General features: G+C 59.6%; 17 protein-coding genes. 8 read left to right on the forward strand and 9 right to left on the reverse strand.

Going from position 1 to position 21,200, the window contains the following annotated elements:
* Window positions 1-40: 40 nt before the first annotated feature.
* The 3 genes from ABH944_RS37500 to ABH944_RS37510 all read right to left on the reverse strand — a co-directional run bounded on the left by ABH944_RS37500 (window position 41) and on the right by ABH944_RS37510 (window position 3,494).
* Window positions 41-1,429: an MFS transporter gene (locus ABH944_RS37500; RefSeq protein ID WP_404612953.1), complete on the reverse strand. Its 1,389-nt coding sequence runs from the start codon at window positions 1,427-1,429 to the stop codon at window positions 41-43.
* A gap of 4 nt (window positions 1,430-1,433) precedes the next feature.
* On the reverse strand, window positions 1,434-2,300 hold the full coding sequence (locus tag ABH944_RS37505) for an alpha/beta hydrolase (protein WP_404612955.1): 867 nt from the start codon (window positions 2,298-2,300) through the stop codon (window positions 1,434-1,436).
* Between the two features lie 66 nt (window positions 2,301-2,366).
* Complete coding sequence (locus ABH944_RS37510; protein WP_404612957.1) at window positions 2,367-3,494, reverse strand: C45 family autoproteolytic acyltransferase/hydrolase; 1,128 nt, start codon at window positions 3,492-3,494, stop codon at window positions 2,367-2,369.
* Window positions 3,495-3,666: 172 nt separating this feature from the next.
* On the opposite strand from ABH944_RS37510, the gene ABH944_RS37515 reads away from it, so the two are divergent.
* Window positions 3,667-4,545 carry a LysR family transcriptional regulator gene (locus ABH944_RS37515; protein ID WP_404612959.1) on the forward strand — a complete coding sequence of 293 codons (879 nt, stop codon included), beginning with the start codon at window positions 3,667-3,669 and terminating at the stop codon, window positions 4,543-4,545.
* A 21-nt stretch (window positions 4,546-4,566) separates the two neighbouring features.
* Here the strand turns inward: ABH944_RS37515 and ABH944_RS37520 are convergent, their stop codons facing one another.
* Window positions 4,567-5,244, reverse strand: coding sequence for a FadR/GntR family transcriptional regulator (locus ABH944_RS37520; protein ID WP_404613052.1), 678 nt, complete (start codon window positions 5,242-5,244; stop codon window positions 4,567-4,569).
* 219 nt (window positions 5,245-5,463) lie between these two features.
* Between ABH944_RS37520 and ABH944_RS37525 the strand changes: the two genes are divergently transcribed.
* From ABH944_RS37525 to ABH944_RS37540, 4 genes are read left to right on the forward strand one after another with little or no spacing between them, the layout of a single operon-like run.
* Window positions 5,464-7,248 (forward strand): gamma-glutamyltransferase family protein, encoded by a 1,785-nt coding sequence (locus ABH944_RS37525; protein ID WP_404612961.1) that lies wholly within the window; start codon window positions 5,464-5,466, stop codon window positions 7,246-7,248.
* A 47-nt stretch (window positions 7,249-7,295) separates the two neighbouring features.
* Complete coding sequence (locus ABH944_RS37530) at window positions 7,296-8,705, forward strand: MFS transporter (protein ID WP_404612963.1); 1,410 nt, start codon at window positions 7,296-7,298, stop codon at window positions 8,703-8,705.
* A gap of 50 nt (window positions 8,706-8,755) precedes the next feature.
* On the forward strand, window positions 8,756-9,319 hold the full coding sequence (locus tag ABH944_RS37535) for a GAF domain-containing protein (protein WP_404612965.1): 564 nt from the start codon (window positions 8,756-8,758) through the stop codon (window positions 9,317-9,319).
* 1 nt (window position 9,320) lies between these two features.
* Window positions 9,321-10,577: an MFS transporter gene (locus ABH944_RS37540; RefSeq protein ID WP_404612967.1), complete on the forward strand. Its 1,257-nt coding sequence runs from the start codon at window positions 9,321-9,323 to the stop codon at window positions 10,575-10,577.
* 66 nt (window positions 10,578-10,643) lie between these two features.
* On the opposite strand, the gene ABH944_RS37545 is transcribed toward ABH944_RS37540, so the two are convergent.
* The 4 genes from ABH944_RS37545 to kdgD form a co-directional block, all read right to left on the reverse strand.
* The gene (locus ABH944_RS37545; RefSeq protein WP_404612969.1) at window positions 10,644-11,738 is read right to left on the reverse strand and encodes a lactonase family protein; all 1,095 of its coding nucleotides are present in this window, start codon (window positions 11,736-11,738) and stop codon (window positions 10,644-10,646) included.
* A 111-nt stretch (window positions 11,739-11,849) separates the two neighbouring features.
* Entirely contained in the window at window positions 11,850-13,403 is a 1,554-nt protein-coding gene (locus tag ABH944_RS37550; RefSeq protein ID WP_404612971.1) for a methyl-accepting chemotaxis protein, read from the reverse strand.
* 143 nt (window positions 13,404-13,546) lie between these two features.
* Window positions 13,547-14,917 (reverse strand): MFS transporter, encoded by a 1,371-nt coding sequence (locus tag ABH944_RS37555; RefSeq protein ID WP_404612973.1) that lies wholly within the window; start codon window positions 14,915-14,917, stop codon window positions 13,547-13,549.
* A gap of 244 nt (window positions 14,918-15,161) precedes the next feature.
* A complete protein-coding gene (kdgD, locus tag ABH944_RS37560; RefSeq protein ID WP_404612975.1) occupies window positions 15,162-16,079 on the reverse strand; it encodes a 5-dehydro-4-deoxyglucarate dehydratase in 918 nt (305 codons plus the stop codon).
* 193 nt (window positions 16,080-16,272) lie between these two features.
* Between kdgD and garD the strand changes: the two genes are divergently transcribed.
* From garD to ABH944_RS37575, 3 genes are all read left to right on the forward strand, one after another.
* Window positions 16,273-17,862, forward strand: coding sequence for a galactarate dehydratase (gene garD, locus ABH944_RS37565; RefSeq protein WP_404612977.1), 1,590 nt, complete (start codon window positions 16,273-16,275; stop codon window positions 17,860-17,862).
* Between the two features lie 83 nt (window positions 17,863-17,945).
* A complete protein-coding gene (locus ABH944_RS37570) occupies window positions 17,946-19,235 on the forward strand; it encodes an MFS transporter (RefSeq protein ID WP_404612979.1) in 1,290 nt (429 codons plus the stop codon).
* Between the two features lie 90 nt (window positions 19,236-19,325).
* Window positions 19,326-20,369, forward strand: a complete 1,044-nt coding sequence (locus ABH944_RS37575) for a LacI family DNA-binding transcriptional regulator (RefSeq protein WP_404612981.1) — start codon at window positions 19,326-19,328, stop codon at window positions 20,367-20,369.
* A gap of 57 nt (window positions 20,370-20,426) precedes the next feature.
* Here the strand turns inward: ABH944_RS37575 and ABH944_RS37580 are convergent, their stop codons facing one another.
* Window positions 20,427-21,140: a TetR/AcrR family transcriptional regulator gene (locus ABH944_RS37580; protein ID WP_404612983.1), complete on the reverse strand. Its 714-nt coding sequence runs from the start codon at window positions 21,138-21,140 to the stop codon at window positions 20,427-20,429.
* Between the last annotated feature and the right edge of the window lie 60 nt (window positions 21,141-21,200).

Here is a 21,200-nt window from a genome sequence, read left to right on the forward strand (position 1 = left end):
GAACCCCGCGATCAACGCTAGCTGATTGTTCGCAACAACGTCACGAACGAAGCCCCGTGCTCTCGGAGGCACACTCCACGCTGGCCGGTCCGGGGCTATTGGACACCGGTATTGCGCCGCTTCGTCGCGCCATACGATCCTCCTGCAATACCCTGCGCCCCGTTCGTGTAGCCAGGACCAGCAAGACTGCGACCAATCCCGTACAAAACAGATAACTCGGCGGAATGTAGCGGGCGTCGGTGAACTGCGATATCAACGAAATATAGAAGGGCGCCAGCCCGCCGAACAAGGTGACCGCGGTGTTATACGCAATCGCGACCCCAACCGAGCGGCCTTGCACGGTAAAGATCTGTACCAGCATCCCGGGATGCGCCGCTCCCTGCAGTGCCAGGAACAGCTCGCCAACCGCTTGCACCATCATCAGCCTGCGCGTCGTCGGTTCGGCCAGCAAGAACCAGAACAGCGGAAAAACGCATGTCAGCCAGCCGCCGATAAAGAAGAAGAACAGCCTGTAGGCGCCAACACGGTCGGCCAGCTTGCCGAACAGCGGCGAGACTACGCAGGACACCATGCTCATGACAATGATCCCTTGCAGCGACGAACTCAGCGACAAATGCAGCTGGGCCTGCGCAAAGTTCGGTAAATACACCTTCCATACGTAGCTTAGCGACGTGCCGGCTATCATCACTCCTACGGCACAGAGGAGCGCATCGCCATTCTCGTGAACAAAATCGCGCGCCCGGTTACCCAAAGGCAGGCGAACCGCCTGATGTGCCCGCATCTGCAGAAACTCGTTTGATTCCCCAATGTGATGCCGGATGTAGAAACCGATTGGCCCGACCAACGCACCCACAAGAAATGGCACTCGCCATCCCCACGCCTCCAACGCACCATGCGACAGATGAGTCGAAAGGAAATAGCTGCTTCCTGCTGACAACATCGTTGCAATGGAAATCGACAGCATATTGAAACTGCCATAGAACATTTTCTTGCCTGCCGGCGCCACCTCGTAAATGGTCACGGACGACAACGCGAACTGTCCACCGACTGCAAAGCCATGCACCAATCGAGCGACCACCAACAAGAGTGGGGCAACCAGCCCAAGCGTCGAGGCGCCCGGCGTCAGGCCCAGCAGCAGCGACCCGCCTGACATGGCCACCATGATCATGGACAGTGCCTTGACCCGGCCAACCCGGTCCGCGTAGAGGCCCATCATAATGCCGCCGATTGGCCGCATCAGAAACCCAACCGCGAGAGCGGCGAACGCCAGCAGCAACGACTCACGGCGATCAGTGGTGGAGAAAAACTGCGGTGCAATGATGCTCGAGAAATACGCGTACGCCATGGAGTCGAACCACTCGAACGTACCGCCTATCACGGTCGAAAGGACGACTTTCCGGATCTTCCTGGCTTCGCTTTGTACACCCATCTGCTTATCCCGCCGCTCGTATCGTGCGCAGTGTCTGTGCAAGGAAGTCCTGTACGGTCTCAAGGACCTGCATACCGTTGTGTGCGACGTTGTCCAGCTCGTCAAGGCGCACCGGGATGCCAGCCGCCTCGAACGATGCCTTGAGCGTCCTGAGCCGTTCCAGCCGCGTCGCACCGGCGTCGTTGATGCCCGGAACATACTGTGGGCTATCCTCGCGAACCGTGATTTCCCAGGTTTCGATATCGGCCTTGCCGACCACCATCTGCACCGGCACTCGCCGTAATGCCGCCGGATCGAATGATTTGCCGAAGTGACGCTCGAAGCCACCCATGCCTAGCCACCAATCTTTCGAGTGATCGAGTACGGTGACGGTGCCGGGCGCGCCGATCGACGCAGCCCATAGACGCTCCGGATGGACATATGCGAAGCGATGCACATACTGGCCACCGCCCGAGTAGCCGAACAAGGCGAACTGGTTGAAATGCTTGCCGTAGCGCTCGCCGACTTCGGTCACCATGTCCAGCAGTACCTCGTCATAGCGGATGTCACCCTCGACCAGGCGCTTGTAGCCGCTGCGATTATCATCACCGCATACGCCAACCGGGAAGAGGGGACACAGCACCATGCAACGGTTCCATCGGCCGAAAGGAACAAAGGCATCGCGGTATTGTGTGAACTGCCGCCGGGTGCCGTGAATTGCAACAACCAGTTCGACATCGTTGCCGGGCGTTGCTACCTCGCTCGGCACATACAGGACATAGGAAAAGCGAGGGTCGCGCTTGCTGGCATACACCGTCGTCGAACCCCAGTCGTATCGCACCATTGCTTGCTCGTGACCGGGACTGGAAGGTTTCTCCGCAACATCAAACATCCAATACTCCTCTCTAAAGTTCTCAGGCACGTCGAGGAATGCACTGACAGGTCAGGCGTCGAGCACTCACGCCGCTTCAGCAAGCGGCTCGTGCTGCAGGCTGTAGCGCGTGAAGACACGATTGAGCGCGGGCATTGGCGCGACGTCCATTTCGCCGCTGGCCGGCTGCATCACGATCATCGCGACCGTCGCCGTCAACGTGTGGCGCGTGCCCGGCCGCGGCGGGCGGCAGACCGAATACGGCGTGCCGAACGAATCGAACAGTGCGGCCTTTACCGAGTTGCGGTCGAGCTTCGGCGCCCCGTTCAGCAACTGACGCACGCGCCAGTCGCGGTAGTGGCTGTCCGCCGAATTCGCGCAGCCGGTGTCACGCAGCTTCGTGCGGGCGACCGGGCTGATCCAGTGGTTCGCGTGGACGATCAACTGGTCGTCGCCGGGGTAGATCGGGAATGCCTCGTCCGGGGCGCATTCGAAGTCGATGCCGAATCCTTCCGCCATGCCGAGCATGATGTTGTTGGAGCACGATTTCGGTGTTGTCGCGATCACGGCGAGCGCGTTGGCGAATACGGGTTCTTCGAGCACGCGCCGGCGCAGCAGCGAGAGCGGCACGCCAAGCTGCGTGAAGTCGCGGTCCGATTCGAGGTAGTTCGCCGTGATCGATACACCGGCCGCGTTCAAGCCGCTGCGCGCAAGCCCCCCGGCCTCGACGAACGTCAGGTAGTCGGGACCGTCTTCGTTGCGCACGCGCAGGACGATGCCCGTATCGACGCAATCGGCTTTCCAGTCCCAGTTCTGGGCGTGGATCAAATGCCCCGTCGCCGAGCGCGACGGCAGCACGAGCACGCCCGTGCAGCCATCCTCGTCTTCGGGTTGCACTGTCTTTTCGGCGCGCGCCTTTGCCAGCACTTCGGTGCGCGCGTTGATCATGACAATGTCCTCGTAAGGCACATCGGCGCCCGCGGCAATGCCGCGCATCTCGTCCAGATGCGCCGGCGCAAACTCGCCGATCACCCGCTCGAGCGCGCGGATCAGCGCCGTTTGCGACGCTTCGCTGTAACCGAGACTGCGCAGCGTCTGTCCGTAGCGCGACGCGCTCAGGCGCACGCGCGCAGCTACCGCGCGGCCGTATTGCACGCCGCGGTCATAGGGTTTGCCAGACACGCTGACAAAGGGAAACTGCTGGATCTGCGACATCGTGGGACTCCTCACCCAGGAAATCTGGGAGCGCAATGGGCTCGCAACGAATCGATTCTCAGATGAAAGAAGTAAAATAAAAAGCGTTATTTTATTTCCTGAAAGGAAACATTTTTTTGTGTTTCATGCGAGCATGCAGGCAACGCGACGCAGGCATTCGAGGAGTTTTTGCATGAGTGAAATCCGCATGTTGAAGACGTTTCTGGCCATCGAGAAGCACGGCACAATGGCCGCTGCGGCCGATCGCATAGCGCTCACGCACGCCGCGGTCGGAGCCCAGATGCGCACGCTGGAGCGCGTGTGCCAGCGTCAGTTGTTCGACCGCAGCGGCCGCAGTATTCAGCTGAACAACGCGGGCCGCTCGATCATCGAGCAGGCGCGCACGGTGGTGGCCGCCTATGATTCGCTGCTCCGCGGCGTGGCCGACACCCATGACATTGAAGGCTCGATCACAATTGGCTCGACCGCGTCGTCAATGGGCTTTCTCGCGGCGAACGTGATTCTTCTGAAGGTCGCCTATCCGGGACTCAACGTGCGCCTCTCGCACGGCAGCAGTGCAGATCTCGAGCGGCAGGTGCGTGTCGGCGCGATCGACGCGGCGGTGATTGTCGGCGAGCCGCGCACGACGACGCTGCCCGAGCTGTGGGAGGACCTTTACGAGGAACCGCTTGTGCTGCTTGCCAATCCCGCGATCGCGCCGGACGAGGCTTCGGTATCCTCATTGCTCAAGCGCTACCCGTTCCTCGGCTTCGAACCGGCTTCGCTGACCGGCACGCATGTGACGAGCCTGCTGCGGCGCCTGCGTGTGGAGGTGAGCCCGGTGCTGGAGATGAACTCGATTGCCGCGATTGCGGATCTCGTGCGGCAAAACGTGGGGATTTCCATTGTGCCGCGCCTGCGTCACGCAGCGTGGAGCGAAGACCCGTTGCTGTGTGTGAAGCCTATTCCGGGCACCACGTGGCGCCGTCACATTGGTTGGTACGAGTTCGGGCGGCAGCCTCGCGCGACAGCCATCGTCAAGCAGCAGCTACTGACGGTGCTGGCCAAATGAGTGCTGCTCGGTGCGGGTTCCTCAGCCGGTGCGCTCAGTGGCATCGTCTCGCCCAACGGACGAGCGCCACTGAACGCTCAACAGGTGCTCGCGCATGGAGCGTGCAGCCAATTCGCCATCGCGGGCTTTCATGGCGCTGACAATATTCTCGTGCTGCTGAGCAAAATAGCGCCGGGTCTCCTGGGCCGCGGTTCTTTCACGCACATCCGGCTTGACCCGCATGCCGTTGATGACTTCCATCAGGGCGATGAGAGCGGGGTTGCGTGTGGCCTGTCCGATCAGCAAATGAAATCGATGATCCCATTGCTGCCACTCCTCGTCATTTTTTGCGGCAGCGTTCTTCCGCGCGCATTTCTCAAGTTCCAGCAAGTCATCCCCACTCGCTTTCGTCGCGGCAAGTCCGGCAAGCGCCGGCTCGAAAAGCAGCCGCATTTCCGCAATGTCCGCCGGACTGGCTCCCGCGCGAAGCCCGCGTAGCGTCGGCGCAAACTTCAGTGGCCGCGCGCCCAGGTAGGTGCCGCGCCCGACACCTCGCCACACACGCCCCGAAGCCTCCAGCGAGGCAAGCGCTGCGCGCAGTTCCCGCCGGGTGACGTCCAGATCTTCGGCGAGACGTCTTTCGGGCGGCAGCACGTCGCCGTCCTTGAGCTGGTGCCCGACGATGTATTCCAGCAGCCTGTCCAGTAGTGGTTTTTCCATTTTCTCTTGCTGTACCAATAATGATTGGTTCAAAGGTACCAGAAATTGCTCCGTTTTCACATAACAGCAGATATTTTTTATCTACTAGAATGGCGTGAAACCAGGGTTATAACCGACTGAAGACCGGTATCGGCAGATATACCATTGTATTTTGTTTCCTATGAACCAATAGGAATTGGTTCGTTTAACGATTGCTTGTCGCCGCACAAGGAGTTGCGCATGTCGTTCACAACCCGCCCGGAACTGATTGGCACGTTCGGCATGGTGTCCTCCACGCACTGGCTGGCCAGTGCGTCGGCCATGGCCGTTCTCGAGCGAGGGGGCAATGCATTCGATGCCGCAGCGGCGGCAGGTTTTGTTTTGCAGATCGTCGAGCCGCATCTGAATGGGCCGGGCGGCGAACTGCCGGTCGTGTTCTACAGTGCACGCGAAAAACGGGTTCGCGTGCTGTGCGGGCAAGGCGTGACGCCCGCGGCAATGACCATACCGCGCATGCGCGAGCTAGGTCTGGAGGTCGTTCCAGGTACGGGGTTGTTGCCCGCCGTCGTGCCGGGCGCTTTTGGTGCCTGGATGCTCATGCTGCGCGACTACGGCCAGTTGCCACTTGCAGACGTGATGAGCTACGCGATCGGCTATGCGGAAAACGGCTATCCGGTTCTCCCGCGAATGACGTCGTCAATCCTGGCAATCAAGGATTTCTTCCAGACTGAATGGACCACGTCAGCTGAGCAATGGCTGCGCAATGGCGACGCACCCATGCCGAACCAGCTCTTCGCCAATCCGGCAATTGCAAACACGTACAAGCGCATCCTGGAAGAGGCTCATACCGGGCATGACCGTGCCGAGCAATGCGAACTGGCCAGCAAGGTGTTTTATCGCGGATTCGTGGCTGAAGCCATTGACCGTTACTTCCGGTCGACCGCGGTTCTCGACACCTCCGGCCAGCGTAACTATGGCCTGCTCAACGCGGACGATCTTGCTCGCTGGGAGCCATCCTATGAAGATCCGGTCTCATACGACTATGAGGGCTTCCGGGTTCACAAGACCGGCCCGTGGGGTCAGGGACCCATGTTCCTGCAGCAGCTCGCGCTCCTCAAGGGTTTCGAGCTGACCGCGATGGATCCAATGGGACCGGATTTCGTCCACACCATCATCGAATGCTCGAAGCTCGCGTTCGCCGACCGCGAGGTGTTCTACGGCGATCCCCGCTTCGCGCAAGTGCCCATGGACGTGCTGCTGAGTGACGCTTACAACGACGAGCGGCGCCGGCTGATCGACCCGGCTCGCGCGTCGTTCGAATTCCGTCCCGGCACGCTGGGTGACAGCGAACAACGTGCTGCGCTGATCATGGCGCTCGCGGGAAAACAGCAATCCGGCGGGTTCGGCCAGGGTGAACCGACGTTTGCTGCCCTGCCAGAGCTGCGCGGCGATACGGTTCATCTCGACGTGGTCGATCGCTGGGGCAACATGGTCTCGGCAACCCCGTCGGGCGGATGGCTGCAGGCCTCGCCTGCCGTGCCCGGTCTCGGCTTTAACGTCACCACGCGCGCGCAGATGTTCTGGATGGAAGAAGGTCTGCCGTCGTCGCTGGGTCCGGGGCGCCGTCCACGCACCACGCTTTCGCCCACGCTGGTCACGCGGGAAGACAAGCCCTATGCGGCGCTCGGTACACCGGGCGGCGACCAGCAGGACCAGTGGTCAATCCAGTTGTTTCTCCGGCATGTGCATGCCGGCATGAACTTCCAGGCCGCAGCCGATGCACCCTCGTTCCAGACCGCTCATTTCCCCGGCTCGTTCTACCCGCGCTCGATGCAACTGGGCAAGATGTCCGCGGAGTCGCGCTTCCCCGAGAGCACGCTAGCCGGGTTACGCGCGCGCGGGCATGACCTGACTGTCGCCGAGCCCTGGTCGTTGGGCCGCGTCTGCGCGGTCGCCGTCCGGGGAGGGCTGATGCGCGGTGCGGCGACACCTCGCCAGATGCAGGCATACGCTATCGGGCGATAAGCATCGCATCCCGAGACCCTATCCAATTCCCTCAGGGAGAACATGCTGTGTCTGCTGTCGCCGATCGTCTCGAAAGACTGCCTCTGTCGGGTTTCCACCGGAAACTCCTGCTCATCGGCGGGCTGGGCTACTTGTTCGATGGGCTCGATTCATCGTCGCTGGCATTTCTGCTGCCGGTCGTGAGCAAGCTCTGGAACCTGACGAGCGCTGAAACCGGCCTGGTCGCGAGCAGTACCTATATTGGATACTTCTTCGGGGCATTTTTATCGGGAGTGCTTGCTGATCTGATCGGCCGCCGCCGCATCATGATGACTGCGCTTGCGATCTACTGCGTTGCATCGCTCGCGAGTGCCGCCGCCAACGACTGGCACACGTTTTTTGCATTACGCGTAGTTGCCGGCTTCGGCTCCGGCGCGGAGACCGTGGTGATTGCACCATTCCTCGCCGAATTCGTGCCTCGACGTTACCGGGGCATCTTTTGCGGCGCATTGGTCGGCTTCATGTCGTTCGGTTACCTGGGGTCGTCCATAGTCGGCTTCACGGTGGTGAGAAACTTTGCCGATGGCTGGAGATACATGGCGGTGGTGACTGCCTTGCCCGTTGTCATGCTCCTGTGGTGGCGAAGGACCTTGCCCGAGTCGCCGCGCTGGCTGGAGAGCCAGGGCCGCACTGCGGAAGCGAACCGTATAGTGAGTGCCATTGAGTCATGGTTTAGTGACAAGGGCATCCCTCTGGCGCCCGTCACGTCTCTCGGCCAGAGCGCCGCATCCGTGCCCGTAAAAAACAGCGCGTTGCAGAACGTGCTCACGCTATGGTCGCCGCGCCTCGCGCGTACGACTGCAGTGAGCTGGTTGATGTGGTTCTCGGTTGCGTTTGCGTACTACTCGTTCTTCTCATGGATCCCAAGTCTGCTCCTCAAGGAGGGGCTCACCATGACGAAAAGCTTCGGTTATTCAATCGCTATTTATGGGGCGCAGATTCCCGGGTATTTTTCCGCCGCGTGGCTCAATGAACGGATCGGCCGGAAGGCCGTGGTGGCGTCCTACATGCTGCTGGGTGGAGTCGCGGCAATCACGCTTGCGTTCTCTCACACCGGCTTGCAAATCATGAGCGCGGGCATCTGCCTGTCGTTCTTCATGAACGGCGCGTTCGCCGGCGTTTATGCGTACACCCCTGAAGTCTTTCCAACAGCGGTTCGCACAACCGGTACCGGATCGTCTTCGTCGTTTGGGCGCATTGGTTCGGTGAGCGCGCCTATCCTGGTGGGACTTGTCTATCCCACGCTCGGCTTTATGGGTGTGTTCGCCATGACCACGACGGTTTTGCTGATCGGGGCCTGCGTGGTGGCTTTTCTAGGCATCGAGACCCGTAACCGGTCGCTGGAAGACATCGAGGAGGAGGGGCTGGAGCAGCACGATGTGCGAGGCCCGCTCAGTTCCACAGAAATGAACGGCTGAACGTCGTCCCCACCTTTACATCACCTCCACCTCATCTCGACATCAAGTCCATGCACTTCAATGAGATCGCGCCCGCGGCGCCGGCGGCGTCCACTACCCGAGCGCTTGAGAACGCGGACCTTGACCGCCTGGCAATGGCCTTGCGGCTGAAGGATCAGCCTATGGAGATCTTTCGTGCAGTTCATGCAGTGGCGGAACGCACAATAGGCCTCAGGCTGTTCACGATCATGTCCTACGATGCGCAGCGCCTTGAGGTGCAGCGAGTTTATACAAACATGCCGGACGTCTATCCCACTGGAGGGCGCAAGCAAAAACAGGGTACTCCGTGGGCCAGCCAGGTATTGCTGGACCTCAAGCCTTTTCGCGCAGAAACGCCGCAAGGCATCCAGGATGCGTTCGACGATCACTCGGTGATGATTGGCTTGGGGCTGGGGTCGATATTGAATATCCCGATCGCACACAACGGCGTATGCGTGGGCACGATGAACCTGACGCACAGGGAAGGGTGGTATACGGCGAGGCATGAGGAAATCGGCTTGCTAATTGGCGCCTTCCTTACCGCTGCGCTTATCAAGTGCCATACGATGCCGGCCCGCGATTTGACCGGCCGCTGACATGGACACGACCGATCGCATCACCCGAACGTCAACGCCGGCCAAACCCTTCGAGGCCCAGGGTTCCTGGCTGCTTGTCTTCGTCCTTGCTTATCTCGCGCTCATAGCCGATGGCGCAGACGTCATGATGTACGGCTTGACGCTCACGCGGATCAAGGACGAATTCGGGCTGAGCAATGTCGAGTCAGGGGCGCTGGGAAGTCTGACGCTGTGCGGCATGGCGATTGGCGGCATTATCGGCGGCTGGGCGAGCGATCGTCTGGGCCGGGTAAGGGTGGTCGTGTGGGCGTTGGCGCTTTTTTCACTTGGCGCCGGCATGCTCGGACTGACGCATAATTTCCTGGAATTCGCGGTGGTGCGATTTGTCAGTTCGCTGGGCATTGGCTCCATGGTGCTGGTCACCACACTGGTTGCCGAATACGTGCCCACGGAACGGCGCTCGCTGATTCTGGGCGCACTGCAAACCGGCATCTCGGCTGGCTACATTGTCGTCATCGCGCTGAGCAACTGGATCTTGCCGCACTATGGCTGGCGTACGTTGTACTACGTATCTGCGCTGCCGGTGCTGTTGGCGCTGGCCATAAAATTCTTCGTGCCCGAACCGGCAAGCTGGCAAGCGAGCCGCACTGCCGCGCGCACGAACGAAAGCGGGCTTGCCAGGAACCGCTATTACCTGATTTTCAGTAATCGGCAATCACGGATGCTGTTCATCCTGTGGACCCTGGCTTCAGTGTTCGCGCTTTCCGGATTCTATGGCCTGAACAACTGGCTGCCTACGTACCTGGAAAAAGAACTGCACATGAAATTCAGTTCGATGGCCGGGTACATGATTGGCACGTACGTGGTCGCGTTCGCCGGCAAGATCATTGCCGGGTGGCTCGGTGACCGCTGGAGTCGACGCGGTGTTTACGTTCTTGGCTGCATGGGCGCGGCGATCTTCCTGCCCGTGATTATCTTTTGGCACACGCGGGAGAACATCATCTATCTGATGTTCCTCTTCGGCTTCATGTACGGCGTGCCGTTGGGGACGATCGGAACCTTCATGTCGGAGAGTTTCGCCACTCCAATCCGCGGCACGGCTGTAGGCGGCTCTTATAACCTCGGGCGTTTCTGCTCGGGTGCGGCGCCCGTCGTCATCGGTTATCTGGCTACGCAGTTTTCGATCGGCATTGGTTTCCTGGTGGTCGGTGCGGTTTTCTTTTTAAGCGGTGTAACCGCACTGTTCATTCCCGATCGATTGCATGACACGCAGCGTTAGGCAGCGGGAGCGACGTCGTTGCGTTGAAACAAGATTGCGCAAACTGAGCGGGTAGGCGACCGGACTCTACAGCGTCCCCTCAAATTGCGCGAATTCGATCCAGTTCGGGTTTTTGCCAACCGGATACTGCCCGATCGCCTTGAGCGCACCGGTTTGCTTGTCGATGCGATATACGCTCATCTGTGTCGACAATTGTCCTGCTGCCAGCAGATAGTTTCCCGACGGATCGATATTGAATCCACGCGGCTGTTTCTCGGTCGGCCATGTGCCAATTCGCGTGAGCGTGCCCGATTTCTTGTCGACGCGAAACGACGCAAGCGTGCTCGAGGTCCGTTCCGATGCAAACAGGAAGCGGCCGTCCGGCGTCAGATGAACGTCGGCACCCCAAGGTTTATCGCCGGAAAAATCCGGCGGGACGATCGAGACGGTTTGCACGGGCCTGGCTGTGTCATTCGCTGCATTGAAAGCAAGAACATGCAGCTTGCCGTCGAGCTCATCGATCAGATAGGTAAACCGATGATCCGGCGAGAAGACGAAGTGACGCGGGCCCGATTTCGGCGGCAACGTATACGCGGGCACCGCGTCCTGCGTGAGTTGGCCGGTCACTGCATCGAATTTCAGGCGCAGCCACGCATCGGAGCCGAGAACAGAGGCAAACACATACCGGTTATCAGGAGCGTTCCTGATTGCATGAGCCATTGGCCCCGTTGGAACGGATTGCTGCGGGTCGCCCGCTAAACCATTCGTGTCAATGCGATTCACGGAAAGTTGATTGCCGCCGTACGAAGCCGAGAACAAATAGCGGCCCGTAGCGTCGGTGGAGAGGTAGGCCATGCTCTCCGCCAACGGCGAGGCCTTGAGCAGGATCAGGTGACCGTCCAGCGGGTTGATCGCAAAACTGAGCACGCGATACGGCTTGGACCGCAAGCCGGCATACAGATGATGGTGGTCGGGGGAAAGAGCCAGCGGCATGACGGTTCCGCCGACCGGAAGCGTCTCGACCTTCGAAAGCGCGCCATTCGATTGATCGAGCCGAAGCACTGAAATATCTTCGCTGTCGGCATTCGACACATAGACGTAGGTTGCTGCTTGCGCCGAGCTCATAAGGATGCCGAACGTGAGTGCAGCAGCAATGACGCGCAAGGTCGTTTTTATGTTCATGGACGGATTGAACCGGGTGAGTTGTTTTGTCTAGGCGCAGACGTTGGACAGGTCGAGGAACGGGCCGTACTTTCCTGAACATGCTTGAGAGCAAGCGCATTCCTAAGCTGCTTACTCGCTCAATTGAAAGGCCGCTACCGCGTCGGCCATTTGTTTCGCCTGCTGTTCGAGCGAACTGGCAGCTGCAGCCGCTTGTTCCACCAACGCTGCGTTCTGCTGGGTCACCTGATCCATCTGGTTGACCGCCTTTCCCACTTGAGCGATACCGTCGCTCTGCTCAAGACTTGCCGCTGTAATTTCGTTCATCAGACTGACGACCTTTTGAACCGCGTCGACAATCTCGGTCATGGTGTTGCCCGCTTGCACGACCAGGCCATTACCCAGCTGTACGTCATGCACCGATGTCCCTATTAACGTCTTGATCTCTTTAGCCGCATTCGCACTGCGTTGCGCGAGCGTGCGCACTTCCGTTGCCACCACGGCGAAACCGCGTCCATGCTCTCCGGCCCGTGCCGATTCCACCGCGGCGTTGAGTGCCAGGATATTCGTCTGGAACGCGATGCCGTCGATCATGCCGGTAATCTCGGCAATCCTGTTGGAGCTCGTGCTGATCGCATTCATCGTGGCAACCGCACGTCCGACTACGTCGCCTCCGCGTTGCGCCACGTCCGCGGCCGTCGCTGCCAGCTTGCTTGCCTGTTGAGCGTTGTCCGCGTTCTGTTTGACTGTCGAGGTCAGTTCTTCCATGCTCGCAGCCGTTTCTTCGAGCGACGCCGATTGCTCTTCCGTCCGGCTCGATAAATCTATGTTGCCCGCGGCGATCTCGCGCGCGCCGGTATTGATCGCGTCGCAATTCGAGCGCACGTTCATCACGGTGTCCGACAGGCCGAGCTGCATTCGGCGCATGGCATCGAACAGTTGCCCGATTTCGTTGCGGCCGCTTTGTGGAATCACGCTCGTGAGATCGTTCGCGGCGATCTGGTCGAGAGAGGCAACGGCCCGCTTCAGCGGGTCGATCACGATGCGTCGAAGTGCGAGATGAGTGACCGCGATCAGGCAAAGCGCTCCGATCACGCCGATGATCACCAGGGTGATCACCCATCCATGTTCGCGTTCGCCCTGCGCCAGGGTGTCTTTCATCAAGGAGTTCGAGAGATTCTGAAAGGCCTCTACGTTCGATGAATATTTTGCGCCTGCGCCCGTTATTTCCTTGTCGTTGATCGCGGCATAGGCGGTTGTGTCGCCACCGCGCAGGGCCTCGCTTGCTTTCGTCAGCAGGGCCGCGAGAACATTCGACGACTCGACGAGCGATCGCTGCAGCGTCTCATCCCGGCCGGCGAAACCAGGCGCGTCGCGAAATTTGCTCGTTTCAGTGGCGGCCCGATCGAAAGTGACCTGCGCGCTTTTCAAGGCTGAGTCGCGCGTGGCGGTGTCATTGCGCTCCTTGAGAGCGGAATAAGCGCGTGTGAGCGCCGCGCGCGTGCGTGTCGTGTCCTTATAACCGTCGTTGACCAGGATTTCCTGTTCGGCGATTTGATGCAGGCGACGGGCGTTGTCGTTTGCGCGGCCGAGCATAAGGACTCCCACTATCGCGCCCACAACGATCATTGAGGCGAATACGAAAAGCACCACGAGCAGGTTGGAGCGGATTGTCACGTTTCGCATATTTTTAGTTTGAATGGTCGACCTTAATGGGTTAACGGCGCGCGGAGGATGAACTTGACCCATGCGCCACCGTTGCACCTGGGTGCAAGGTGGTAAAGGTTGGGTAAGAGTGAGTCGCGCGGTCAACACCGGATGACATTGAGTCAGACGTTGGTTCCGGCAGCTAGCGGAGCACGCAGTTCGACCCGCTCGATCTTCCTGACGATGACCAGGTAGCTGAACACGGTGAGAAGGGCGTTAATACCGACGAACACCAATGCGCCATTGAAGGATCCGGTCCTGGCAACGAGATAACCAATCACAATCGGCGTCACGATGCCCGCGACATTGCCGAACATGTTGAAGATCGCACCGGACACGCCAATCACCTCCTTGGGTGATGTATCCGCGACCACCGCCCAACCGAGCGCACCAATACCTTTGCCAAAGAAAGCCAGCGACATCAGTGCGACGACAACCCAGTCTGTCGTCACATAGTTGCATCCGATGATGCACACGGATAAAAGCATGCCGCCAACGATCGGGACCTTCCGCGCAATCGTCAACGAATGACCGCGCCGGATCAGCGCATCTGAAAAGACCCCGCCGAGCACGCCTCCTGTAAAGCCGCAGATCGCGGGCAACGAGGCAGTGAGTCCGGCTTGCAGGATGGTCATGCCACGGGCCTGGACAAGGTAGATCGGAAACCAGGTCAGGAAGAAATAGGTCAGGACGTTGATGCAATACTGGGCCAGGTACACGCCAAGGAGCATGCGGTTCGACATCAGCTGCCGCACATAAAACCAGGTCCCCGGGCTGGCCGCATTGGCATGGGGAGTCCTTCTTTGCGGATGGACCAGGCCGCCGCCGTTCTCGATGTGTTCGAGTTCGGCCTTGTTGACCCGAGGATGATCGCTCGGGTTCTTCATGACCTTGAGCCACGTCAGGGCAAGCGCAATGCCTGCAACACCCATGACCAGATAAACGTTTTGCCATCCGAACGAGTGGGTGATCCAGGCCATGAGCGGCGTGAAGATAACCGCGGCGAAATACTGGGCCGAGTTGAAGATGGCCGAGGCCGTGCCGCGTTCGGCGGTCGGAAACCAGCTTGCTACCACTTTCGCGTTTGCGGGGAAGGCGGGGGCTTCGGCCATGCCCATCGCAAAACGCAACACGAACAAGGCAATGACGGCGGCGCCCGCGCTGCCCGCGAGACCGATCGAACTTTGCAGCAGGGTGAAAAGTGACCACAGGAAAATGCTTGCGGCATACATGCGGCGGGCGCCGAAACGGTCGAGCAACCAGCCGGCCGGTAACTGCGACAACACATAAGCCCAACTAAATGCGGAGAAGATGTAACCCATGCGAATCGCGTCGAAGCCAAATTCGCTGCGCATGGCCGAGCCGGTGATCGACAGTGTGGCGCGGTCGGCGTAATTGAGTGTGGTGATGATGAAGATCATCAGCAAGATCAGGTACCGGACGTTCGTGCGCTTGGCGATGCCGGCAATGCTTGCAGAGCGGCTTGATTGCATGGTGTGTCTCCGATCGTTGCAGCTGGATAGCATTGAAATATCGATGCGCGGGACTGTCCGTGACGTGGGTGACCATGTGGGTCGTCTTGCACGGATGCCGGAATCAATAGATCAATGCTTCGTTGCTTTTGGGAAAAGTGCCGGGCGCGAATGCGTTGCCGGCACTTTTCGTTTGTCACTGCATGCTTATGCTCCATCAGCAGTAGCACTGCTCTTGAGCGATCTGCTTATCGTGCTATTCGTGCTATTGCGGGCCCAGTTTCTTGATGAGCACGTCGAGCCGGGCCATTTCGTCTTCGTCGAGATCGGTGAGCGGGGCGCGCACCGGGCCTGCACTGTGGCCGACAAGCCTGGCGCCCGCCTTGACGATGCTCACCGCATAACCGGCACGACGGTTGCGAATGGCGAGATACGGCAGGAAGAACTCATCGATCAGCTTGCCGACCGTTGCGTGATTGTCCGCCGAGATCGCCCGGTAGAAGTCCATCGCGGTCTTCGGAATGAAATTGAACACGGCCGACGAATACACCGGCACGCCGAGCGCCTTGTAGGCGGCTGCGTAGACTTCAGCAGTCGGCAGGCCGCCGAGGTACGAGAAGCGATCGCCCAGGCGGCGGCGGATTGTCACCATGTTCTCGATCTCGCCTACGCCGTCCTTGAAGCCGATCAGGTTGGGGCAACGGTCCGCCAGCCGCTCCAGCACGTCGGCGTTAAGCTTCGAATTGGCGCGGTTGTAGACAATCACGCCAATGTCTTTCACTGCCTTGCACACCTGTTCAACGTGCACGGCGATTCCTTCCGGACAGGCTTCAGTCAGGTAATGCGGCATCAGCAAGACACCGTTTGCGCCCAACCGCTGCGCTTCCTGCGCGTACTCTATTGCCACGCGCGTGGGGCCGCCGGCACCGGCGAGAATGGGCACTTTGCCCTTGCAGGTTTCCACCGCAGTGCGGATTACGTTCAAGTAATCGGTTTTGGTCAGGGAAAAGAATTCGCCCGTTCCGCCTGCGGCGAACAGGGCGGTCGCGCCATAAGGCGCAAGCCATTCGAGGCGTTCCGCGTAGGTGTCGGCGCGAAAGTCGCCTTGCTCGTCAAAGTCGGTGACCGGGAAGGACAGCAGGCCATCCGACACGATTTGCTTGAGTTCTTGCGGTGTTGTCATAAGTAAAACGTCCAGATTTTCTTAATTGTTAGTCATCGTACAACATGAGCAGCGTGCTTTCAAATGAAACGCTGTAGGTACTGATACTACTGCATTGTTATCGATTTGCGTGGCAAAATGATTGCGCAATCGTTGTATGATGACAGATGTTGTAAGACGCAATGTGTCAACAATCCGGAAAAGGATGAGTCGAATGGACCAACCCCCTCTCTATATCCGCGTTCACCCGCAGGACAACGTCGCCATTGTTGTCAATGACGGCGGTCTCCCGGGGGGCGCGGTCTTTCCAGACGGTCTCGTGTTGCGCGAGCGTGTGCCGCAGGGCCACAAGGTCGCGCTCGCGGATCTCGCCGAAGGCGCCGAAGTCATCCGCTATAACGTTGTGATCGGATATGCGCTCAAGGCGCTGCCCAAGGGAAGCTGGATCAACGAGCACGTGATTCGCATGCCAAGTCCGCCGGGGCTTGAAGGCTTGCCTATCGCGACGGTTAAAGCACCGGCGATGCCGCCCCTCGAGGGTTTCACCTTCGAGGGGTATCGAAATGCGGACGGTTCAGTCGGGTCACGCAACATCCTTGCGATTACGACGACCGTCCAATGCGTGGCCGACGTAGTCGAGCATGCGGTCGTGCGGATCAAGGCCGAACTGCTGCCGCGTTACCCCAACGTCGACGATGTCGTTGGCCTCGGACACACCTATGGATGCGGTGTCGCTATCGATGCACCGGATGCCATGGTGCCCATCCGCACGGTTCGCAACATCAGTCTGAATCCGAACTTCGGCGGAGAAGTGATGATGGTGAGCCTCGGTTGCGAAAAGCTGCAGCCGGAGCGGCTGATGCCGCCGGGGACGATTCCGATCGCAACCGTTGGCAACGTCGACGACTTGGCCGACATCGGCGAGCTCGCGCATGACTCGAACGGCGATGTCGTGGTCCTGCAGGACGACGCGCACGTCGGCTTCCAGTCGATGATCGACTCGATCATGAAGATGGCCGAGGGTCACCTCCAAAGGCTCAATAACCGGCGCCGCGAAACCTGTCCGGCGGCCGATCTCGTGGTCGGCGTGCAGTGTGGCGGCAGCGATGCATTCTCGGGACTCACGGCCAATCCGGCCGTCGGATTTGCCACCGACCTTCTGGTTCGCGCGGGCGCCACCGTCATGTTCTCCGAGGTGACGGAAGTTCGTGACGGCGTTGACCAGCTGACTAGCCGCGCGGCCACGCCGGAAGTGGCGGAGGCGATCATTCGCGAGATGCAGTGGTACGACGATTACCTGCAACGTGGCAGCGCCGATCGCAGCGCGAATACGACGCCGGGCAATAAAAAGGGCGGCCTGTCGAACATCGTCGAAAAGGCGATGGGCTCGATTATCAAATCGGGTAACGCCGCCATTTCGGGGGTGCTGTCTCCTGGCGAAAAAGTGAAGCAGAAGGGTTTGATCTACGCGGCGACGCCGGCGAGCGATTTTATTTGCGGAACGCTGCAGCTCGCGGCAGGTATCAACCTGCATGTCTTCACGACCGGACGCGGCACGCCATACAGTCTGGCCGAGGTGCCGGTCATCAAGGTTGCAACACGCTCGGACCTGGCGCGCCGCTGGCATGACTTGATGGACGTCAACGCCGGCACCATCGCAACAGGGGACGCGACCATCGAAGACGTCGGCTGGGAATTATTTCGGCTGATGCTCGAAGTAGCGAGTGGCCGCAAGCAAACGTGCGCGGAAAAACTGAAGCTGCATAACGCCCTGGTTCTGTTCAATCCGGCTCCAGTGACCTGATGGCGGTCAGCAGGCAGTAGGACAGGCTGTTTGATACGACGTCGCAGATAGCGCTGCACGCGCAGTGACATGGAGGAGCAGACATGAAATCCCGCTATCGGTGGGTGGTGGCCGTGCTGTTGTTTTTTGCCGGCATGCTCAATTATCTCGATCGTGCGGCGTTGTCCGTCGTCGCGCCAATCATCAAGCGTGAATTGCATATCAATGACGCCCAGATGGGCTTGCTCTTCAGCAGCTTCTTCATCGGCTATTGCGTGTTCTGTTTCGTAGGCGGTTGGGCCGCCGACAAATATGGGCCGCGCAAGGTGTTTATGCTGGCGGCAGGTTTCTGGTCGGTGTTTTGCGGGGCGACTGCTTTCGCCGGCAGCTTCGCTGCACTTATGGTCGCGCGGGTAGCGTTCGGGGTCGCGGAAGGGCCAATGGGGACAACCACCAACAAGTCGATTTCCAATTGGTTTCCGCGCCGGGAAGCGGGGAGAGCGGTTGGCCTGACGAATGCCGGGCAGCCGCTTGGCGCAGCGGTTGCTGCGCCGATTGTCGGGCTGGTCGCGCTGCAGTTCGGCTGGCGCATTTCGTTCATCGTGATTGCTCTGTTGGGCTTTGCCTGGATGGTGTTTTGGTGGCGCTGTTTCCGCGATCAACCCGGTGACCATCCCGCTGTGTCGCGAGAAGAAGCAGAACTGATCGCGTCCGATCGTCACCCGACACGCTCTGCTGATACCACCACTTCCAGCGATGAACCCGCCGGTGTCTTTTATTATCTGTTTTCCGTGCCTGTACTCGGTGTAGCCATGGCGTTCTTCGCCTTCAACTACGTGTTGTATTTTTTCCTGTCGTGGTTGCCCAGTTACTTTACCGACTATCAGCACCTTGATATCAAACACATGAGCATTGTGGGGATTCTGCCGTGGCTTGGTGCAACGGCCGGCTTTGTTCTGGGCGGCATCATTTCCGATGCGCTTTACAAGCGAACCGGCAACGTGCTCTTTGCGCGCAAGACGGTGATCATCATGGGATTGAGTATGGCCGCGCTCTGCGTGCTACTCGTATCCCGCGTGGATTCGCTGGTCCCGGCCGTTGCACTGATCGCCGTCGCCAGTCTTTTTGCTTTCATGACGCCGCAGGCATGCTGGTCCCTGTTGCAGGACATCGTGCCAAGGGACCGGATTGGCGCGACCGGTGGTTTCGTGCACTTGCTTGCGAACCTTGCGGGCATTCTTTCGCCGAGCATTACCGGTTTCATGATTCAGTACGGCGCGGGCTATTCATCGGCATTCGTGCTGGCCAGTGCGTTGGCGGTAGTTGGAATGCTGGCTTTGTGGCTTGCCGTACGTGAACATAATGTCGCGCGCTTAAGGCGCGCGCCTGTGTAAGACACGGGTTGGATTTTCTCGATGTGCCCGCAAAACACTGGGATAACCGCGGTAGACGTTAGAATCGCCAGCGTTATCGAAGAGGTCGGGATGGAGCAAATTGACGAAGGTAAGCAGGACGATGCAATTAGCGGTCCTGCGGAGAGTGTGACCCTGATCGACGTCGCCCGCGTTGCCGGCGTCGCCCCCATGACGGTATCGCGCGCGTTGCATCGGCCCGAACTCGTTCGCAGTGCAACACAGAAGAAGGTGCTTGATGCGGTCCGTGCGACCGGCTACGTGCCGAACCTGCTGGCAGGGGGGCTCGCAAGCAGCAAGAGCCGCCTGGTCGCTGTCCTGTTGCCTACCATCGCCAGTTCCGTCTTCGCAGATACTGTCCAGGCGTTGATGGACGGATTGACCGCAGCGCGATATCAAACCTTGCTGGGATTGACAGGTTATTCGCCGCAGCGTGAGGAGGCGCTTGTCGAGGCCATTCTGGGGCGCCGGCCGGATGGGGTCGTGCTTGCGGGTACCGACCACACGGATTCCACCATCGAACGGCTTACCCGGGCGAAGATTCCCGTCGTCGAGATATGGGACCTGACCGATACCCCGATTGACATCGTGATTGGTTTTTCACACGAGAAGCTTGGGGAGGAGCTTGCACGACACCTCATGAAAAAGGGCTATCGACGCTTCGGCGTTTTGTCGGTCGACGATCCTCGCGCGCTTCGCCGTGCCAACAGCTTTATTCACGAGCTGCAGCGCCACGACATCAACACCGTTCCTTTTGAAATACGTCACGCTCCCGCTACTTTGCAGGTGGGGCGCGAAGGGGTGTCGGCGCTATTGAACGGAAGCGCGCCGGAGATTGTGGTCTGCAGTTCGGATACGCTCGCGCAAGGGGTGCTGGCGGAAGCTGCAAGCCGCGGATTGAAGGTGCCTCAGGATCTGGCTGTGATGGGATTTGGCGACCTGAGTACGGCGGCGCACGTTTATCCCGCGTTGTCGACCGTGCGGGTAGATGGCGCCGCCATCGGCGCACGCACCGCACGGGCGTTGCTTGAGCGTTTCTCCAATGACCATCAAGGGAAGCGCTATCCGGTTCGCCTGGATACGGGCTTTACGATTATCGACCGGGATAGCGCCTGATCGGTCCGATGAAAGAGGCGGCGGAGCATTAGCTTTTCGCCGCGCGACGTTCGACGTTTATAGAAACGTGTCCAGTGCGTTGGCCGCCACGAAGACGGCGATCGTCTGCTTCACATGCGAGCGGATGTCGCCGCGGACATCATCAAGGCTTTCGCCCATCAAGGCTCGCATGAGCATTGGCGAGACGATCGCATCGAGAATCTGCGTCGCGAGAGTGCGCGAATGCCGCTTGGCTTGCGCACGCGCCTGAGGCTCGAGGGTTCGGCCGGAATGCTCGGCGATCATCGTCGCCACCGCTTCTATTGCGCGCGACCTGCCGGCGTCGCTCGTCAGTTTCGCAAGTGTCGGAAACCGCGGCGCATCCGCCACTACCATTCTGATAAGTCCAATTACCTCGTCGCTGAGCAATCGCGTGACGAGCGTTTGCGTCACCGTTACCAGCCGTTGCGCAAGCGCCGTTGATTGCGGCGCTTCAAACACGAGATGCAGGCTGCGTTCGCAGGTTCGTGTGACTACCGCAGAAAACAGTGCTTCCTTGCCGCTGTAGCGGCTGTAGAGCGTTGCCTTGCCCGCTCCTGCCGCTTCTGCGATGCGTTCGAGCGATGTCCCGCCAAAGCCGTGTTGAAGGAACATGGCCGAGGCGGCGTCGAGAATCCGTTCTTCAACGTCTCCCGCCATCGCGTTGGATGGACGACCTTTCTTGCGCGAGAACATCGACCTGATCGGGCACAAAGTCGTCTCTGCATCAACATTCTTGGGGATCCGGCTCACCTCTGTTCCTTACAGGAAATCACACGGGGATTATCGCAGGAATTTTTAATAGAACGATAC

The organism is Caballeronia udeis, assembly GCF_044909315.1.
GTDB classification, from domain to species: Bacteria; Pseudomonadota; Gammaproteobacteria; order Burkholderiales; family Burkholderiaceae; genus Caballeronia; species Caballeronia udeis_A.

Excerpts from the sequence above, each read along its gene's own strand:
- ABH944_RS37500 (WP_404612953.1), bottom strand. The coding sequence starts at position 1,429 with ATGGGTGTACAAAGCGAAGCCAGGAAGATCCGGAAAGTCGTCCTTTCG.
- ABH944_RS37505 (WP_404612955.1), bottom strand. The coding sequence starts at position 2,300 with ATGTTTGATGTTGCGGAGAAACCTTCCAGTCCCGGTCACGAGCAAGCA.
- ABH944_RS37510 (WP_404612957.1), bottom strand. The coding sequence starts at position 3,494 with ATGTCGCAGATCCAGCAGTTTCCCTTTGTCAGCGTGTCTGGCAAACCC.
- ABH944_RS37515 (WP_404612959.1), top strand. The coding sequence starts at position 3,667 with ATGAGTGAAATCCGCATGTTGAAGACGTTTCTGGCCATCGAGAAGCAC.
- ABH944_RS37520 (WP_404613052.1), bottom strand. The coding sequence starts at position 5,244 with ATGGAAAAACCACTACTGGACAGGCTGCTGGAATACATCGTCGGGCAC.
- ABH944_RS37525 (WP_404612961.1), top strand. The coding sequence starts at position 5,464 with ATGTCGTTCACAACCCGCCCGGAACTGATTGGCACGTTCGGCATGGTG.
- ABH944_RS37535 (WP_404612965.1), top strand. The coding sequence starts at position 8,756 with ATGCACTTCAATGAGATCGCGCCCGCGGCGCCGGCGGCGTCCACTACC.
- ABH944_RS37540 (WP_404612967.1), top strand. The coding sequence starts at position 9,321 with ATGGACACGACCGATCGCATCACCCGAACGTCAACGCCGGCCAAACCC.
- ABH944_RS37545 (WP_404612969.1), bottom strand. The coding sequence starts at position 11,738 with ATGAACATAAAAACGACCTTGCGCGTCATTGCTGCTGCACTCACGTTC.
- ABH944_RS37550 (WP_404612971.1), bottom strand. The coding sequence starts at position 13,403 with ATGCGAAACGTGACAATCCGCTCCAACCTGCTCGTGGTGCTTTTCGTA.
- ABH944_RS37555 (WP_404612973.1), bottom strand. The coding sequence starts at position 14,917 with ATGCAATCAAGCCGCTCTGCAAGCATTGCCGGCATCGCCAAGCGCACG.
- kdgD (WP_404612975.1), bottom strand. The coding sequence starts at position 16,079 with ATGACAACACCGCAAGAACTCAAGCAAATCGTGTCGGATGGCCTGCTG.
- garD (WP_404612977.1), top strand. The coding sequence starts at position 16,273 with ATGGACCAACCCCCTCTCTATATCCGCGTTCACCCGCAGGACAACGTC.
- ABH944_RS37570 (WP_404612979.1), top strand. The coding sequence starts at position 17,946 with ATGAAATCCCGCTATCGGTGGGTGGTGGCCGTGCTGTTGTTTTTTGCC.
- ABH944_RS37575 (WP_404612981.1), top strand. The coding sequence starts at position 19,326 with ATGGAGCAAATTGACGAAGGTAAGCAGGACGATGCAATTAGCGGTCCT.